Here is a 16,779-nt window from a genome sequence, read left to right as displayed (position 1 = left end):
AGGAAATTCTCGCGCACCTCACGGTCGATAAGTGACAGAAACTGTCACCAATGGCGCCTAGCGTGGTGTTCACCGGATCACGACGACGAGGAGCACACCATGTCCGACACCATCACCGAGAACGTCACCCCGACCCTCGATCAGGAACGACGCGATCTGCTGGCGAGTCTCGCCCATGCACGGCACTTCCTGCGGTTCACCGCCCGCGATCTCACCACCGAGCAGGCGCGGGAGCGAACCACCGTGAGCGCACTGACGATCGGGGGCCTCGTCAAGCACGTCACCGGAGTCGAGAAGGGATGGTCGGAATTCCTGGTGGTCGGCGCCGCTTACCTGGAGAAGGACTTCACGGAGTGGACCGAGGAGGATTTCGTCGAGCGGGCGAAGGACTTCCAGCTTCAGGACGGCGAGAGTCTCGAAGCAGTACTCGCCGCCTACGACGAGGTGGCCGCGCGGACCGACGAACTGGTCCGCACACTGCCCTCGCTGGATGTGGTCCACGAGCTTCCGAAAGCGCCGTGGAACATGGACGAGGCATGGTCGGTTCGGCGTGCCCTGATTCACATCGTGGCCGAGACGGCGCAACACGCCGGCCACGCCGACATCATCCGTGAAGCTCTCGACGGGTCGAAGTCGATGGGGTGACATCGGCGCGGCTGGTGCTGCCGGTCGTGCAGGACTGTGCAAGGATCCCGACGCCCTTGTCGTTCTCAGCGCATGACCGGCAGCACAGCCACTCCCGAGCGTCCCGAGGCCGCTTCGACGAACGCGAGCGGGTCGGGCACCGCAGCCAGGATGTCGCGTGCGCGTTCGAGCGCCTCCTGCTCCGGCTGCGGGCCGCCGACCGCGTCCACCACGTCGAGCCAGTGAACCGTCGTTTCGAGAATCGCCATGTCGAGAAAGGCGCCGAGCGTGACCGACTCCAGGACCGGATGCGAGATCACGTCGGCACGGCTCGACCCCGCGAGCTGTTCGAAGGCTGCGGGGAACTCGGATCCGAAACGCGTTGCGAGTGTGCGGCGGTCGACATCGGCAGCGGCCTGCCGGACCATCTCGGCGAGCTGAGCGTGCATCGGTTCGGCGGCGACGGGGTCGGCGTTGAAGACGCGGAGCATCTCCGCCGCGCTGGCGACCTTCGCGTCGCCCTCGACCGTGGGAGCGGCGAGCATCGCGATCATCACGTCGGGGGTGACGTGCACGTAGATGTCGCGCACGGTCCAGCCCGGTAGTCGGGTCTGCGTCGTCCACTGCGTGCCGGACAACTCTGCGGCCCGTTCGGCCCACATCCGCCACAGACGGATCAGCAATGCCCGGTCCCGTTCGAACTCCGCCATCGCAACTCCCTCGTAGGTGTGCGGTCGCTCCGACGGTAGCGCGTGGCGACTGCTACCGCGGCCGGTCTCCGGGATCCCGAGGACCTGCCGGGACGCCGGGCACACGCACGGCGCGGTTCTCGATGAAGTCGATCAGAAGTTCCCGGCGCGCGATCTGCCATCGGTTGCCCGTTCGGCGGTACTCGTCCCGGTAACGGACCGCTATCGCGTCGTCCCGCATTCCGTCGCGGCCCCGGTACAGGTGATGCGCCAGGCAGTAGACCGTGCCGCCCGCGGTGTCGCCGTCGATGTCGATCACCTGCTGGTGCACCGCGTGACGGGTGCCGTGCAGGTGCGAGACGCTCCCGAGGATCGCGGCGGCGATCGCATCGGCGCCGGTCGTGACCGATGCGCCGGCGTCGCGCGTCAAGCCGGGTGGCCGCACGAACTCCGCGTCCGTGGTGAACACTGCAGCGAGGGCGACAGCGTCACGCTCGTCCACTGCGACCGCGTAGCGACCGGCCAGATCCGACGGATGATTCATGTCGGCGATTATCTCGTCGGGGACGACTGCCGAGGTCGTCGAAACCTACTGAGTGGAATTGTGGGTCGCGTTCTGCTTCGCCGTTCATGGACACCGCTCACTCCAGCGCAGCGAAGACTTACCGGTGGAAGGAACCCGGCGGGGGCTGGCACAGATCCCGTGAAGCGCCTTTACTCGATGCATGGGCACTCCTGCACCAGGGGCGCAGGAACGGAGAGAACGCATGAGCATCCTGAACGAGGCCTACACACTGTCCAACGACGTGACCATCCCCAAGCTGGGACTGGGCACCTGGTTCATCGACGACGACAACGCCGCCGACGCGGTACGAGCCGCGATCCGGATCGGCTACCGCAACATCGACACCGCGCAGGCGTACGGGAACGAACGCGGTGTCGGCGAGGGCGTCCGCACCTCCGGAACAGCCCGCGACGACCTGTTCGTGTCGACCAAACTGGCGGCCGAGATCAAGAACTACGAGGCTGCGGTGGCTGCCATCGACGGCTCGCTGACGACGCTCGGACTCGACCACATCGACCTGATGCTGATCCACAGCCCGCAACCGTGGAACGACTTCCGCGGCGGCGATTACAGCGAGGGCAATCGCCAGGCCTGGCGCGCGCTGGAGGAGGCCTACACGGCGGGCAAGCTCCGAGCGATCGGCGTGTCGAACTTCCTGCAGGAAGACCTGGAAAACCTACTGGCGGGCAGCACTGTCGTCCCGCATGCGAACCAGCTGCTGGTCCACGCGGGCAACACCCCGAGCGACCTGATCGCCTACTGCGAGAACGACAACATCCTCGTCGAGGCGTACTCACCGATCGCGCACGGCGAGATCCTGCACAACCCGGACGTGCAGGCGATGGCCGACAGATACGACGTTTCCGTCCCGCAACTGTGCATCCGGTACACGCTGCAGCTGGGCACGGTGTCACTGCCGAAGACGTCGAATCCCGCCCACATGCGTTCCAACGCCGAGGTCGACTTCGTCATCTCGGAGCCGGACATGACAGCCCTGCGCGACCTGCGTGCCCGGGACTACGGCACCTCGAGCGTCTTCCCGGTGTACAGCGGCAAGTAGGAGCGACTCGGCAGTCCGGTCCGACGGTCACGCGATTGTGGTGTGCGTTCCTGTCGGTTTCTCGAATCCCCCTCGGGCAGGTCGACTGCGCGAGATCAACGCTCACTGTTGAGGTAGGTCAGCGCCGCCAGGACCCGCCGATCGCCGGAATCGTCCAGGGGCAGTTTGGCGAAGATGTTCCCGACGTGTTTCCGAACGGCTGCCTCCGAGACGGTCAGCCGGCTCGCGATCTGATGGTTGGTCATCCCCTGAGCGATCAGTGCCAGAACCTCCCGCTCCCTGGGGGAGAGTGTCGAGAGTGTGCCGTGGCGTCCTGCCCGGCCGATGAGCGCCGTGATGATGTCGGGATCGATCACCGTGGCGCCCCGGGCGATCGCGGACAGCGTGTCGAGGAAGTGCCGGACGTGCGCGACCCGATCCTTGAGCAGGTAGCCGAGGCCCGCTCGGCCTGCCGAGGCACCGTCTCCGATCAGATCGTCGAGCGAGGCGACGGTGGTGTATTGGGAGAGAATGAGGATCGGCAGGTCGGGACGGTGGCCACGCAGGTGCAGTGCGGCACGGATCCCGTCGTCCGTGTGGTTCGGCGGCATCCGCACGTCGGTGACGATGAGATCCGGCCGGTGGGCCAGGGTCGCCGCGACCAGATCGTCGCCGGTGCCGACAGCGGCACACACTGTGTGACCGTCCGACTCGACGACGGTGACGATCCCGGCGCGCAGCAGCGGACTGTCCTCTGCCAGGACGATTCTCAGAGCCGAACCGGCCGGGTAGCTCAGGATGTCGGGATCGGGCATCTCATCATTATCTCGGTAGGACCCCGATCCGGGCTGGTGACGGTCAGGGTGCCGTCCACGGCGTCGATGCGCGCCGTCAGAGAATCCAGGCCGCGTCCCGGAAGTACCTGAGCATTGCCGACGCCGTCGTCGGTGACGGTCAACTCCCACCAGGTCCCTGTTCGGCGGGCGGAGATCGCCGCGGTCGTGGCGCCGGCGTGTTTGACGATGTTGGTCAGCGCCTCGGCGATCACCCGGTAGGCCGCGTCCTCGAGTGCGGACGGCAACCGATGCGGGGTCTCGGTGTTTCCGAGATCGACGTCGACGCGTAGCGGGTAGGACCCCACGAGGTCGGTGACGGCGGCGGCCAGTCCGTGCTCGGTCAGGGCTCGTGGTGAGATACCGAGGATCACCGCTCGCAGTTCGGCGAGCGCCTCGTCGAGTTGCCCGTGGGCGAGCCGGGCCAACTGCCCTGCCGGATCGTTCCCGTGGACGGACTCGGCCATGCCGAGGGTCAGTGCGAGCGCGACCAGTCGGTGTTGTACGCGGTCGTGGAGTTCGCTCTCGATCCGGCGCCGTTCGTGTTCGACGGCCTCGAGCAGCGACGCACGAGAGTCGGTCAGTCGTGTGACTTCCCGGCGCAGTACCGAACCGTCGACGATCAGCCACGTTGCCAGGTGGGCGTCCACCACGGCAGCCAGACCCACCAGGTAGGCGGTCACCGCGGTCGTGACCACACCGATCGCCGGAGCGACCCAAGCGTGCCCTTCGGTACCGATCTGCCAGAACAGCACGGTGACGGGTCCGTCGTGGACCAGCCACGGCGCGGCGAGCAGGACCACGTCGATCAGCAGCACGAACAGCGTGAATGCGAATGTCACCGGGCCGATGACCGCCATGAGAAGGATGTAGGCGAGGTGTCGCCGGACCGGGATCGCCTCGCCGGTCGCGGCGAATTCGGCCTCCGCTCGGAATCGCCCGGCGACCTCCCCGTCGATCAGCGACAACCGCGCGGCCTCGACGTTCAGCAGCGGCACCCACAGCGCGGGCCGGGCGCCGCGCGCTGTGCCCGGGACGAGCAGTGGCAGCAGCAGCAGCGTGGTGACCGGCCCGACCACTGCGGCCAGCGCGTTCGCCGTGAACGCCCGCACCGGCCAACCGCTGAGGAGGTAGCGAGGCCCGGTGCGCAGCGCATCCGTCAGGGACAGAGGGCCGGTGGCCGACCGGGTCACTTCGTCAGAGGTCGACCTGGTCACTTCGTCCGTTCCCTCCATCCACACGAGCCGGTTCGCGTCCTCCGGCTGTGTGTCCCGTCGCGACGATCGCCACGACGAAAGGAGTGAGGCCCACGCACAGCAGCAGCGTAGTCGCGTCCGGACCGAAGGAATCGCCGAGGACGAGATAGAGCCCCTGCGAGGCCACGAGGTTACAGCCGGCGTGCAGCATCGCACCGGGCCACACCGATCCGGTCTGCGACCACAACCACCCGATGACGAACTCGAGCAGGATGCTCAACGGCACCCACAGAAGCATGGCCACGACGGCAGCGTCCACCTGTACGTGCCCTCCGAAGTAGCCGATCCAGGGCAACGGCCAGTGCCACACGCCCCAGATCGTCCCCGTGAGAAATGTCGTGGTGATCGGCCGGCCCGGCACCAGGCGGTCTCGCAGATAGGCGGTCCAGCCGTATTCCTCACCCCAGAAGATCGGCGCTGATGCGATGCAGATCAGCGGCCCCACCGCAAGATAGGCCCAGGACGAACCGCTCACGTCCGCGTCCGACGGCGACCAGCCGGCGACGACTGCCGCACCGACCGCGACGAGCAGCACCCCCCACGGGATCGTCACCGCGGTGACCAGGTACGGCCAGTATCGGCGCACGTCCAGTCCCAGACCCGAGTTCACGAATCCCTGCCGTGTCACCCACCGGCGCACCACGCAGGCGGCGATCGCAGGGACGAAGGCTGCCGTCGCGAGCTGGATCAGCACGTTGTCCATGGATCCACCCGCCGCATATACCACCAGCCACGGCAACCATGCGCCCCCGAAGGCGATCAGGAGGAACCACAGGACACCGCGCCTGCGGACGAATGCGGACTCACCGAGTGCGGCGGTGGTCGGGTGGTCCGCGTTGGGGGGGAGGAGATTTCCATGTGATCGTGAGTTGTCCATCGTCATGCTTGTCATTCCACCGGTGCCGGCCCGGCGGGACATTCCCCCACGCGCCCGATCCGAGGTAGCGCACGCGCTACCCGATGCGCCCGGTGGGCGGTCGACGTTCAGGTCGACGATCGGCCACCGACGCCGTTCTCGGCCGGAGTGCGTTGCCGGTAACGCCGTTCGGCGTAAGCCAGGTCGTCACGCCACAATCGGGTGGCCGCGCCACGAATCGCCGGCGAGAGGGCGCGGCGGGCACGGCGTGCGAGCGCGAACGCGGATCGAGGAGAGTCGGCGATCACGGCCTCGGTGACGCGGGTGCGCGGACGGCCATCCATCCCGGGGCCAAGCGGGGTGGCGTGGGTCTCGACGACACTGTCGACGCCTTCACCCTCGACGATCCGCATCACGACGGTGCGGGGTTCGGGACTGGTGAACTCGGCTGTCACCGGGACACCGAGCCGACCGCCGAGGCGGAAGGTCACCGCGACGACGAATCGGTCGTCGTCGTCACCGGTGCGGTGCCGGGCAGGTGCGTCGAGGACGTCGAGGCGGGTGAAGGAATAGGGGTGGAACCACGCACCGTGCCAGGGGTCGAGTCGGTTGGCGATGATGTCGGCCGGTTCGCAGATTCCGGTGAGGGTCACCACCGCCGCCAGGTGGGTACGGGGCGGCGGTCGTCTCGGGACGACCGGTGCGTGCAGCGGGGGTTCGCCGCCGAGGTGATCGAGGCGGACCCATGCCAGGACGCCGTCGTCGTGACCGGGAAACGGGGCCCAACCGTGTCCGGCCTGCGGACCCAGGCGAAGTCCGTGCCACCGGCACACCAAGGTGTCGCAATCGAGGACCGCCGAGGCCAGAGGGGCGCCGAGATGGGGGCAGGAACCGGGGCCCACATGAAGTCGTTGCCGTGAGTCGCGCCAGGCAACGAGTTCGACGCCTGCCACGGTGGCGGCCAGGGGGCGGTCGGTGCGGACGGCACCGCTGGCGGCGAATACGTACCAGTTGCCCGACGGTCGTTGCTGCGCTCGATCGAGAACCTCCGAGATCAAGCGAGGATCGGCAGCCTGGTAGGTGGGCTGCTGCGTGGCCCAGTCGGTCGGCGGTATCGGTTGCAGCGGCCAGCTGGAAGGCCATCGCCGATACAGTGGTTCCAGAATGCTCATGGCATGCGGCTTTCTCGAATGGCCAGTCGCCGGAGCAGCGTCGACCGGCCCCGGATGGGTACGGTGTACAGGTCGTGGCCGCTCAAGCCCCATCGGGCGAGCAGATGATTGGCCGCCGACCAGCCTGTGGTGGCGGCGCGTTCCATCAGTGCCACCGGCAGATCGATGCGAATTCCGTCGCCTGCCAGCACCAATCCGCGGTGCGGAGTGGCCACGGTGGGCCGCTCGGCGAAGTCCCCGGGACCGAGCCGAGGACAGTCGCGCCGGTACAGCAGTCGTTCGCCGAGGATGCGGGCGTCCGCCGTTTCGGGATACAGGGAGTGCAGTCGTGCCAGCATCTGCTGCCGCAGTTCGGCCCGGCCCGGGTCGACGGTCGCCGACGCGGGCAGAGCGTATGCGTGCAGTTCGACGACCGAGCCCCCGTGGCAATGCGCCCATTCGCGGGCCTGACGCTCGTAGCGGTCGACGACGCTGATGTTGTCGAGCGGACGCAGACTCCCGGTGCCCACGAACGCCGGACGATCCTCGCGGACGGGCCGGTCGAGCCACAGTCGCTGTACCAGGAATGCGGGTGCGGTATCCAGGCGGCCGATCCGGCGTCGCCACGCGGGGTCGCCGAGAGTAGGTGAGGCACTTACGATACGGCCGAGCGTGTGGACGTCGGTGGCCAGAACCACAGCGTCGGCGTCCACTCCGGCGCCGGTGGTGTCGAAGAGCCGGAACGGGGCGCCGGTGGTGGTATCGATGGTGGCGATATCGACACCGGTATGAAAGCGCACAGTGCCGGTGCGGGGCCGGCCGCGCCCGGACGTCAAGTATTCGCGCAGGGGTAACCACAGTCCGTCGAAATTGGTGTCGCTCACATCGAAGAGCAATCCCTCGCTCGAGCCGAGGAAATAGATATGGAACATCGTCGCCAGCTCCGCTGCGGACATGTGCGCCGGTTCGATGAAGAAGCTGCGCGAGAACACCTCGAATGCCAGGTGCCGGGCCGCCGCAGGAAAATTGATCCGCTCCAGAAACGTCTCGGCGTCGACCTGGTCGAGTCGATGATAGATATCGGGAACCGACACCGCCGCGAGTGGGGCCGCAGCGCGGCGATCGATGCGCAGCAGATCACGCACGCCGAAGGTGGGGCTGCGCAAGACGAAGGCGAGCGCGTTCCACGGCGGTGTGCGGGGCAACCCGCGGAAGCTGTCTCGTCTCCCGTACGCATCGACCAGGGGGTAGTCGTCGAGCGGTGTCAGGAAGCGGAGTTCGGGGTCGGTGCGGCGCAACAATTCCCGCAAGTTGTAGTACTGCCGGAAGAAGGCGTGGAATCCACGGTTCATCGCGACCGGGGTGCCGTCGGCGAGGTGATCGATCCAGCCCCCGGCGCGCCCTCCGAGATGGCCTTCGCGTTCGACGACGTCCACGTTCACGCCGCGCTCGGCCAGGCCGGTGGCGGCCGCGAGTCCGGCGATACCTGCACCGACGACGACTGCGTGCGGGCGCGTAGGAAGCAGCGCGGCATCGGGGAGGCCCGGTGGTGCGTTGTGCCGGACGCATCGCGGATCGGCGTGTTCGCGGTGCGTCATCGTGATCCGGTCGTCGTGGAAGGTGTCGATGCGGTGCGCGGCCTGCCGCCGGTGGGGAAACTCGGACCGCACGAGCCGGCTGCCGGTAGACGCCGGACCCCCGACCGCGCTGAAGGAGTGTGCGTGATCGAGCGAGCCGACACGACGAATGGGCACTGCCAGGAATCCATCTGACACTCCGTCCAGGGCGAAGGATCTCCGCTGCCTCGAATCGAGCACGCTCCTGTGTACTCAGCCAATCACGACATCGAGCCGAGCACGCTCGAACCGCCCAGAAACTGAGGGAGGGGGCCGGCCGAGTCGGCTCGACCGTCGGTGCAGTATCGAGCGTGCGGAGTGGTCGGCTGTGGCTGGTCCACGGTATCGGCACCTCGGGAGTGAGGGCGGCACCAGCCACGTCGCCTACGAGTCCGGAACGGAACGGGAAGGTCGAGTGGGGGTGAGAACCCTGCGAAGAAAGGCGATCTGGTCGGCCGATACCTGCTGTTGCCAGTATCCGCTGGTGACGTCGAAGTGGTCGATGGGATATTCGCGTAGTTCTGCCCCTGCGCCGGCCTTCGCGGCGGTTCTGCGAGCTGCGGCAGGCGGGGCGAGACGGGCGGGACGTGTGAGCCCGAGCCGCAGTGCGACGCAGGCACGCACCTCGTTGCGCCACGTGGGCCCGGCTTTGGAGGTGTATGCCTTCTCGCCGCCGGGAACGGTCATGATCGCCGACGAGCCGGGCGGTCCGACCACTGGCACATAATGCGGTGTGCGTCTGGTGGCTGCGCCGGCCACATCCCACATCCCATGTCCGATCGAGATCGAAAGAAGAAACCCCGTCGGGATGCAGGGGCACGCCGGCGGGGTCTCGACCACCGCGCAGGGGGATTTTGCGGTGGTGATCGTGACTTTACCGGTTCGGTCCCGAATTGCATAACAGTACTTATGTTCATCGCGTCTCGAAGGGTCGAGTCGGATTGCAGGGGGTGCATCCGCACTCTCGGCGGGCGGGCATGGCCCATCCGGTGGGGTCAGGTGTGCGCCCTGACCGGGGCGGCGAGGTCGACGACCATGGTCGTACCCCCTCCGGGGGTCTCGGTCGCAACGAGGGTTCCGCCCATCGCGTCGACGAAGCCTCGCGCGACACTGAGCCCGAGTCCCGCACCGCCGACGGCACGCTGGTCACCCGACCTGGGAAATGCGGAAAATGCCTCGGCTCCGGCGCTGTGCAGTCCGGGACCGCAGTCGGCGACGGTGATCACCGCGCGGTCGTCGATTGTCTCGGCACGGACGCGGATCGGTCCTTCGGGGGCGTAGCGCAGAGCGTTGTCGAGCACATTGGCCAGGACCCGCTCGAGCAGTCCGCCGTCCGCGTGGATCACGGTGTCCTCGACGTCCACGTCGATCCGTTCACGGATCAGCCTGGCGGTGTCCACCCCACCGCTCGACAGCGTGAGCAGGGCCCGGTGGAGTACCTCCTCCAGGAGGACCGGCTGGAGAACGGGTGTGACCACCCCGGCCGCGAGCCGGGAGGAATCGAGCAGGTTCGACACCAGCGCGGTGAGTTGGTCGGTGGATTCCTCGATGGTCGCCAGCAGTTCGGCCGTGTCCTCGGGGGAGAAGTCGACATCGGTGCTGCGCAGACTGGACACCGCCGCCTTGACTCCCGCCAGCGGCGTGCGCAGGTCGTGGCTCACCGCCGACAGCAGCAGTCTCCGCAAGCGGTCGGTTTCGGTCAGTGCCGTGGCCCGCGCGGCCTCGTCGGCGAGTTCCCGCTGGCGGACGAGGCCTGCGGCCTGCCCGGCTACAGCGGTCAGGATCCGCCGGTCGCGAGCGCGGAGCTGTGGGCCGGCGAGCAGGAGGGTGTAGACGCTGTCGTCGACGTGGCAGACGGTGTCGGCGGTGTCCGCCGAGGTCGGCGGCGCCGACCCGGCCGTGCCCAGCACTTGCGGTGGATCGCCTTCCGTACGAATGAAACTCGCTCCGGTCTGTGCATAGGTCTCCCGCACCTTCTCGAGCAGTACGGGCAGATCCGCACCCCGCAGGACCGCGCCCGCGAACAGGGCGAGCAGTTCGGCTTCCTGGGAGGCGAGCCGAGCGTCGCGGGCTCGCGCGGCGGCCACATCGACCAGTGCGGCGACGGCCACGGCGACGACGAGCAGCACCACCGTGGTGACGAAGTTGTCCGGCTCGGCGATGGTGAAGCTGTAACGCGGTTCCGTGAAGAGGAAGTTGAGCAGCAGACCCGACAACAGTGCGGCCACGACGGCCGGCCCGATCCCGCCGAAGAGTGCGACGGCCAGGATGACGACGAAGAACAGCGCACTCTGCCCCGCCACCCCGACGAGTCGGTCGACTCCGGCCATGAGAGCACTGGCGACCACCGGGATCACCACGGCCGCGATCCAGGATTGCACCCGGCGGTCGTGGCGTCCCAGCAGCGCGATGCGAGGTGCTCCCGTCGTGTGCTCGTGGGTGACCATGTGCACGTCGATCTTGCCGGAGTCGCGGACGACCGCCGCACCGATACCCTCGTCGAAGATCCGGGCCCACCGCGGACGCCGGGACGTGCCGATCACGAGTTGGGTGGCGTTCACCTCCCGCGCGAAATCGAGCAGCGTGGTGGGAACGTCGTCGCCGACGACACTGTGCAGGCTCGCCCCCAGACTCGTCGCGAGAATCCGGACCTTGCCCATCTGAGGTGCCGAGACGCCGGCGAGGCCGTCGCCGCGGACGACGTGCACGACCATCAGTTCGGCGCTGGCCTTGGCGGCGATCCGGCTCGCCCGCCGAACGAGTGTCTCGGATTCGGGCCCGCCGGTGACGGCCACGACGACCCTCTCGCGCGCCTCCCAGGTGTCGGTGATGGCATGCTCCCCGCGGTACTTGATGAGCGCCAGGTCCACCTGGTCCGCGAGCCAGAGCAACGCGATCTCCCGGAGCGCGGTCAGATTGCCTTCGCGAAAGTAGTTCCGAAGGGCCGCATCCACCTTCTCCGGGGCGTACACGTTGCCGTGCGCCAGGCGCCGCTGCAGAGCCTGCGGGGTGATGTCGACCAGCTCCACCTGCTCGGCCCGGCGCACGACGTCGTCGGGCACCGTCTCGCGTTGGACCACACCGGTGATCTGCTCGACGACGTCGTTGAGAGATTCGAGGTGCTGGATGTTCACCGTGGACAGGACGTCGATCCCCGCGTCGAGCAGTTCCTCGACGTCCTGCCATCGCTTGGGATGCCTGCTTCCCGGCGCATTGGTGTGGGCGAGCTCGTCGACGAGGGCGACGGCGGGGCGGCGGGCGAGAACGGCGTCGAGGTCGAGTTCTTCGAGTTCCGCGCCGCGATGGATCACGCGCCGGGGCGGAACGATCTCGAGACCGACGAGCTGCTCGGTGGTGTGCGCCCGGCCGTGGGTGTCCACCGTCGCCACCACCACGTCGGTTCCCCGGGCCTTGCGTCGCTGTGCCTCACCGAGCATCGCGAACGTCTTGCCTGCGCCGGGCGTGGCTCCGAGGTAGATCCGCAACCGCCCCCGGTGAGGCGGCGCAGCCGTCTCCGAGCGTGCTGTACCGGTCACGATGGCATCACCCATCCGATGAGACCTCCTGGCAGTCGGGCGCGGTCAGTCCCAGCGCCACGTTCAGCTCGGGGACGTTGACTCGTTCGGCGCCGAGGAATCCCAGCTGCCGGCCGTCGGTGTGTGCGGCGACCAGCTCACGGATGCGTTCCTCCGGGAGGCCGGCGACTCGCGCAACCCGCGGCACCTGCACAGCAGCGTAGGCGGGGGAGATGTGCGGGTCGATACCGGATCCGGACCCGGTGACCGCATCGACCGGCACCGCGCCGGGGTCGACGTTCTCGCGGACCGCGATCGCCGCGCGCCGGGCCTCGACGAAACCGGCGAGGATCTCGCTGCTCGGCCCCTGGTTGGACGGCAGTGCGGCGGCGGGATCCCCTGGGGTGAAGGCGTCGCCGTCGACGACGGACCCCACGACCCGAGGGTGGAAGAACGGATCGGGTTCGCCGGGGGAGACCTGGGGGTCCACGCCGATCAACCGACTGCCGACGACGCAACCGTTCGCATCCGTCAGCGGTGATCCCTCGGCGCTTGCCCGATCCAGCCGGCCGATCGCCCATACCGCCGCCGGATATGCCACACCGACGATCACGGTCAGAGCGCCCAGCATCAGCAGGCCTGCTCGGGTCTGCCGCATCACACCTGCGAAGAAGCTTCCGAATCCCATCACGATCACCCTATTCCCGGAACGAGACGTACCACGAGGTCGATCAGCCAGATGCCCACGAACGGGGTGATCACCCCGCCGAGACCGTAGACGAGCAGATTGCGGCCGAGTAGCGACGAGGCGCTCGCCGGCCGGTACCGCACGCCCTTCAATGCCAGCGGGATCAACGCCACGATCACCAGAGCGTTGAATACGACCGCCGACAGGATCGCGGATTGCGGCGTCGCCAGTCCCATGATGTTCAACCACGCGAGTTGCGGATAGATCCCGCTGAACAGCGCGGGCAGGATCGCGAAGTACTTGGCCAGATCGTTGGCCAGGGAGAACGTGGTCAGCGCCCCGCGAGTGATGAGCAACTGTTTGCCGATCTCCACGATCTCGATCAACTTGGTCGGATCGGAGTCGAGATCGACCATGTTCCCGGCTTCCTTGGCCGCGGAAGTACCGGTATTCATGGCCACACCCACATCGGCCTGCGCGAGAGCCGGCGCATCGTTGGTGCCGTCGCCGGTCATCGCGACGAGCCGGCCGCCCTGTTGTTCCGAGCGGATCAGTGCCAGCTTGTCCTCGGGTGTTGCTTCGGCGAGGTAGTCGTCGACCCCGGCCTCGGCGGCGATGGCCTTGGCGGTGAGCGGGTTGTCCCCGGTCACCATCACCGTGCGGATGCCCATCGACCGAAGCTGGGCGAACCGCTGCGCCATACCGGGTTTGACGACATCGGACAGCTCGACGACACCGAGCACCGCGGCGCCCCGATCGTCGACCCGGGCCACCACCAGCGGAGTTCCGCCGTCGCGGGCGATCGTGTCGACGACGACGCCGACCTCGTCGGGCGCCGATCCGCCCTGCTCGTCCACCCAGCGGAGTACGGCGTCGGCGGCACCCTTGCGGATGCGGACGGTAGTGCCCTCGGCGCCGGCGATATCGAGTCCGCTCATCCGCGTTCGGGCGGCGAAGGCCACGAATTCGGCACCGCGCTCGGCGGCCGACGGGCGCGGTTCGAGGTGGTACCGATCGGCGCACAACTCGATGATGCTGCGTCCCTCCGGAGTTCCGTCGGCCAGGCTGGACAGACGTACCGCGGAAGCCATCTCGGCGTCCGTGACGCCCGGGGCAGGGTGCAAGGCGGTGGCACGACGGTTGCCGTAGGTGATGGTGCCGGTTTTGTCCAGAAGAAGGGTGTCGATGTCTCCGGCGGCCTCCACCGCACGGCCGGACATCGCCAGGACGTTGCGCTGCACGAGCCGGTCCATGCCGGCGATGCCGATCGCGGACAGTAGTGCTCCGATCGTGGTGGGGATCAGGCATACCAGCAGAGCGATCAGCTCGATCGGACCCTGCTCGACCCCGGCATACGCACTCATCGGCCCGATCGCGACCACCGCGAGCAGGAACACGACGGTCAATGCCGCGAGCAGGATGTTCAGGGCGATCTCGTTGGGGGTCTTCTGCCGGGCGGCGCCCTCGACGAGAGCAATCATCCGATCGACGAACGTCTGTCCGGGCGCTGCGGTGATCCGCACGACGATCCGGTCGGAGAGCACCGTGGTGCCGCCGGTGACCGCGCAGCGATCTCCACCCGACTCGCGGATCACCGGCGCGGATTCACCGGTGATCGCCGACTCGTCGACCGTGGCGATGCCGTAGACCACGTCGCCGTCACCGGGGATCGTCTGTCCGGCCTCCACCACGACGAGATCCCCCACATGCAGCTCGGTGGCCGGGACGGTCTCCTCGGTGGTGCGTCCGGACATCCGGCGTGCTGTGGTGCCCTGCTTGACTTTTCGCAGACTCGCGGCCTGCGCCTTGCCGCGCCCTTCCGCCACCGACTCGGCGAGATTGGCGAACAGCACGGTGAACCACAACCAGGCCGCGATCGACCAGGCGAACACGCTCGGTTCGGCCACCGCCGCCAGGGTGGCGACCACGGATCCGACCAGGACGACGAAGACCACCGGATTCCGTGCCACATGCCGGGGGTCGAGTTTGCGGACCGCCCCCGGTAACGAGGACAGCAATTGGCGCGGGGTGAACAGGCCACCGTCCACGCGTGGTGGCTGGACGGGAGCGGCCTCCCGCGACGGGTGAACATCTACGGTCACTGCAGTGCCTCTGCGATCGGGCCCAGAGCGAGGGCGGGGAAGAATGTCAGAGCGGCGACGAGGACGATCGTGCCGGTGAGCAGGCCGGCGAATGCCGCGCCCGTAGTGGGAAGAGTTCCGGCGCCGGCAGGGGCGCGCCGCTGTGCGGCGAACGAGCCGGCCAGGGCGAGGACGAAGACGATCGGCAGGAACCGTCCCAGCACCATGCAGATGCCGAGGGAGGACTGGAACCAATCGCTCGTCACGGTCAGGCCCCCGAAGGCGCTGCCGTTGTTGTTCGAGGCCGAGGCATAGGCGTAGAGCACCTCGGTGAAGCCGTGGATCGCCCCCGGCGTGCCCGTATCACCCGAGTTGCCGAGATATCCGGTCGTCGACGCGAGGATCACCGAGATGCCGGTACCGGCGAGTACCAGGGCGGGCATCACCAGCACCGTGAGTGCGGCCAGTGTGATCTCCCGGCGGCGGAGTTTCTTCCCGAGGAATTCCGGAGTGCGACCGACGAGCAGGCCACCGATGAAGACGGCGACGATCGCCAGGACGAGAATGCTGTACAGGCCCGTCCCGACTCCGCCGGGGGCGATCTCCCCGAGGAGCATGTTCAGCAGCACGGCACCGCCGCCCAGTGGCGACATGCTGTCGTGGGCGGAGTTCACCGCGCCGGTACTCGTGCCGGTGGTCGACACCGCGAACAGTACCGAGCCGGGAATTCCGAAGCGGACTTCCTTGCCCTCCATCATCGCGCCGGCAGCCTCCGCGGCGGCACCGCGGGTACCGGCTTCGGCGGCGGTCGTGACCGTCAGCACGAGGGCGTACAGCACCGCCATCACCGCGAGGACGGTCAGGCCCTGCCGGCGGTTACCGATCATGGTGCCGAACGTGCGGGTCAGCGCGACCGGGATCAGCAGGATGGCAAGGATCTCCACGATGTTGCTGACGGGAGTCGGGTTCTCGAACGGATGTGCGGAGTTGGCAGCGAGTACGCCGCCGCCGTTGGTACCCAGTTCCTTGATTGCCTCCTGTGAGGCGACCGGCGCCAGCGCTGTGGTGACCGGATTCCCGTCCAGGCCGGTGGCGGTGAAACCGCTGCGATACGACTGGATCACTCCCTGGGACAACAGGATCAGTGCGATGACGAACGCCAGGGGCAGCAGGATCCGTAGAGTACCGCGGGTCAGGTCCACCCAGAAGTTGCCGATCTCACCACCACCTCCGACGCGCGTCAGGCCGCGAATCAGTGCCACGGCGACGGCCATTCCGACTGCGGCGGACACGAAGTTCTGTACCGCGAGCCCGGCGGACTGGGTCAACGGGCTCATCGTCGTCTCGGGGACGTAGGACTGCCAGTTCGTGTTGGTGACGAAGGAGATCGCGGTGTTGAACGCTACTGCCGGACTCGCCGCCCCCAGGTCGTGATCGAGCGGCAGAACACCCTGCAATCGTTGCAGCGCGTAGAGGAAGAGTGCACTCGCGAGCGAGAAACCGAGCACGCTCGCGGCGTATCCGTACCACGTCTGCTCGGCGTGGGGATCGATCCGGCACAGCCGGTACATCACCGATTCGATACGTGAGTCCTTCGCTCGCCGTTCGGTATCGGTCGTGTAGACCCTCGCCATGTAGTCGCCGAGCGGAATATATGTCAATGCCAGAACTGCGACGACCAGAGTGATCTGCAGTCCTGCAGCAACAGCAGGATTCATCGGGCCGTCAGAACCTCTCCGGATCGAGTAGCGCGACCAGCAGGTACACGACCAGGGCCGCCGCGAGTGCGACGAGCCCGGCGCTTGCTGCCCCCGCCCACGTCATCGGTTCTCCCCACGAACATGCAGAGCGCGCAGTGCCAGTGCG

At 67.8% G+C, this 16,779-nt stretch carries 15 protein-coding genes; 2 read left to right on the top strand and 13 right to left on the bottom strand.

The window, feature by feature from the left end; all coding sequences use genetic code 11:
• The first annotated feature begins 99 nt into the window (after nucleotides 1-99).
• On the top strand, nucleotides 100-645 hold the full coding sequence (locus tag MOM01_RS21460; RefSeq protein WP_241387472.1) for a DinB family protein: 546 nt from the start codon (nucleotides 100-102) through the stop codon (nucleotides 643-645).
• A 65-nt stretch (nucleotides 646-710) separates the two neighbouring features.
• Here the strand turns inward: MOM01_RS21460 and MOM01_RS21455 are convergent, their stop codons facing one another.
• Together MOM01_RS21455 and MOM01_RS21450 are read right to left on the bottom strand one after the other, a co-directional pair.
• Complete coding sequence (locus MOM01_RS21455) at nucleotides 711-1,334, bottom strand: maleylpyruvate isomerase N-terminal domain-containing protein (protein ID WP_241387471.1); 624 nt, start codon at nucleotides 1,332-1,334, stop codon at nucleotides 711-713.
• A gap of 52 nt (nucleotides 1,335-1,386) precedes the next feature.
• Nucleotides 1,387-1,857 carry a nuclear transport factor 2 family protein gene (locus tag MOM01_RS21450; protein ID WP_241387470.1) on the bottom strand — a complete coding sequence of 157 codons (471 nt, stop codon included), beginning with the start codon at nucleotides 1,855-1,857 and terminating at the stop codon, nucleotides 1,387-1,389.
• A 223-nt stretch (nucleotides 1,858-2,080) separates the two neighbouring features.
• Here MOM01_RS21450 and MOM01_RS21445 point away from each other — a divergent pair, with 223 nt between their 5' ends.
• Nucleotides 2,081-2,938 (top strand): aldo/keto reductase, encoded by an 858-nt coding sequence (locus MOM01_RS21445; protein WP_241387469.1) that lies wholly within the window; start codon nucleotides 2,081-2,083, stop codon nucleotides 2,936-2,938.
• 95 nt (nucleotides 2,939-3,033) lie between these two features.
• Here MOM01_RS21445 and MOM01_RS21440 read toward each other — a convergent pair whose 3' ends face one another.
• The 11 genes from MOM01_RS21440 to kdpF all read right to left on the bottom strand — a co-directional run bounded on the left by MOM01_RS21440 (nucleotide 3,034) and on the right by kdpF (nucleotide 16,737).
• Nucleotides 3,034-3,732: a LuxR C-terminal-related transcriptional regulator gene (locus MOM01_RS21440; RefSeq protein WP_241387468.1), complete on the bottom strand. Its 699-nt coding sequence runs from the start codon at nucleotides 3,730-3,732 to the stop codon at nucleotides 3,034-3,036.
• Entirely contained in the window at nucleotides 3,711-4,967 is a 1,257-nt protein-coding gene (locus MOM01_RS21435) for a sensor histidine kinase (protein WP_241387467.1), read from the bottom strand. Before MOM01_RS21435 ends, MOM01_RS21440 begins: the two co-directional genes overlap by 22 nt.
• Nucleotides 4,948-5,889: a CPBP family intramembrane glutamic endopeptidase gene (locus MOM01_RS21430; RefSeq protein ID WP_241387466.1), complete on the bottom strand. Its 942-nt coding sequence runs from the start codon at nucleotides 5,887-5,889 to the stop codon at nucleotides 4,948-4,950. Before MOM01_RS21430 ends, MOM01_RS21435 begins: the two co-directional genes overlap by 20 nt.
• A gap of 101 nt (nucleotides 5,890-5,990) precedes the next feature.
• Nucleotides 5,991-7,034, bottom strand: coding sequence for a DUF5914 domain-containing protein (locus MOM01_RS21425; RefSeq protein ID WP_241387465.1), 1,044 nt, complete (start codon nucleotides 7,032-7,034; stop codon nucleotides 5,991-5,993).
• Nucleotides 7,031-8,611 (bottom strand): FAD-dependent oxidoreductase, encoded by a 1,581-nt coding sequence (locus MOM01_RS21420; protein WP_241387488.1) that lies wholly within the window; start codon nucleotides 8,609-8,611, stop codon nucleotides 7,031-7,033. Before MOM01_RS21420 ends, MOM01_RS21425 begins: the two co-directional genes overlap by 4 nt.
• A 402-nt stretch (nucleotides 8,612-9,013) precedes the next feature.
• Complete coding sequence (locus MOM01_RS21415) at nucleotides 9,014-9,346, bottom strand: hypothetical protein (RefSeq protein ID WP_241387464.1); 333 nt, start codon at nucleotides 9,344-9,346, stop codon at nucleotides 9,014-9,016.
• A 278-nt stretch (nucleotides 9,347-9,624) separates the two neighbouring features.
• Nucleotides 9,625-12,180, bottom strand: coding sequence for a sensor histidine kinase (locus MOM01_RS21410; protein ID WP_241387463.1), 2,556 nt, complete (start codon nucleotides 12,178-12,180; stop codon nucleotides 9,625-9,627).
• Nucleotides 12,173-12,832: a potassium-transporting ATPase subunit C gene (locus MOM01_RS21405; protein ID WP_241387462.1), complete on the bottom strand. Its 660-nt coding sequence runs from the start codon at nucleotides 12,830-12,832 to the stop codon at nucleotides 12,173-12,175. Before MOM01_RS21405 ends, MOM01_RS21410 begins: the two co-directional genes overlap by 8 nt.
• Before the next feature lie 5 nt (nucleotides 12,833-12,837).
• The gene (gene kdpB / locus MOM01_RS21400) at nucleotides 12,838-14,934 is read right to left on the bottom strand and encodes a potassium-transporting ATPase subunit KdpB (RefSeq protein ID WP_374112352.1); all 2,097 of its coding nucleotides are present in this window, start codon (nucleotides 14,932-14,934) and stop codon (nucleotides 12,838-12,840) included.
• Nucleotides 14,931-16,631: a potassium-transporting ATPase subunit KdpA gene (gene kdpA / locus MOM01_RS21395; protein WP_241387461.1), complete on the bottom strand. Its 1,701-nt coding sequence runs from the start codon at nucleotides 16,629-16,631 to the stop codon at nucleotides 14,931-14,933. The genes kdpB and kdpA overlap by 4 nt, the downstream gene beginning before the upstream one ends.
• A 7-nt stretch (nucleotides 16,632-16,638) precedes the next feature.
• Nucleotides 16,639-16,737, bottom strand: coding sequence for a K(+)-transporting ATPase subunit F (gene kdpF, locus MOM01_RS21390; RefSeq protein WP_241387460.1), 99 nt, complete (start codon nucleotides 16,735-16,737; stop codon nucleotides 16,639-16,641).
• Between the last annotated feature and the right edge of the window lie 42 nt (nucleotides 16,738-16,779).

Origin of the sequence: Rhodococcus sp. CH91, from assembly GCF_022554085.1 — a bacterium.
Classification (GTDB): Bacteria; Actinomycetota; Actinomycetes; order Mycobacteriales; family Mycobacteriaceae; genus Rhodococcus.
Note: the sequence above shows the minus strand (reverse complement) of the source record. Positions and strands in the feature narration are given on the sequence as shown.

Coding starts and splice junctions, on each gene's coding strand:
- MOM01_RS21460 (WP_241387472.1), top strand. CDS start 100: ATGTCCGACACCATCACCGAGAACGTCACCCCGACCCTCGATCAGGAA.
- MOM01_RS21455 (WP_241387471.1), bottom strand. CDS start 1,334: ATGGCGGAGTTCGAACGGGACCGGGCATTGCTGATCCGTCTGTGGCGG.
- MOM01_RS21450 (WP_241387470.1), bottom strand. CDS start 1,857: ATGAATCATCCGTCGGATCTGGCCGGTCGCTACGCGGTCGCAGTGGAC.
- MOM01_RS21445 (WP_241387469.1), top strand. CDS start 2,081: ATGAGCATCCTGAACGAGGCCTACACACTGTCCAACGACGTGACCATC.
- MOM01_RS21440 (WP_241387468.1), bottom strand. CDS start 3,732: ATGCCCGATCCCGACATCCTGAGCTACCCGGCCGGTTCGGCTCTGAGA.
- MOM01_RS21430 (WP_241387466.1), bottom strand. CDS start 5,889: ATGACGATGGACAACTCACGATCACATGGAAATCTCCTCCCCCCCAAC.
- MOM01_RS21425 (WP_241387465.1), bottom strand. CDS start 7,034: ATGAGCATTCTGGAACCACTGTATCGGCGATGGCCTTCCAGCTGGCCG.
- MOM01_RS21420 (WP_241387488.1), bottom strand. CDS start 8,611: ATGACGCACCGCGAACACGCCGATCCGCGATGCGTCCGGCACAACGCA.
- MOM01_RS21410 (WP_241387463.1), bottom strand. CDS start 12,180: ATGGGTGATGCCATCGTGACCGGTACAGCACGCTCGGAGACGGCTGCG.
- MOM01_RS21405 (WP_241387462.1), bottom strand. CDS start 12,832: ATGGGATTCGGAAGCTTCTTCGCAGGTGTGATGCGGCAGACCCGAGCA.
- kdpA (WP_241387461.1), bottom strand. CDS start 16,631: ATGAATCCTGCTGTTGCTGCAGGACTGCAGATCACTCTGGTCGTCGCA.
- kdpF (WP_241387460.1), bottom strand. CDS start 16,737: ATGACGTGGGCGGGGGCAGCAAGCGCCGGGCTCGTCGCACTCGCGGCG.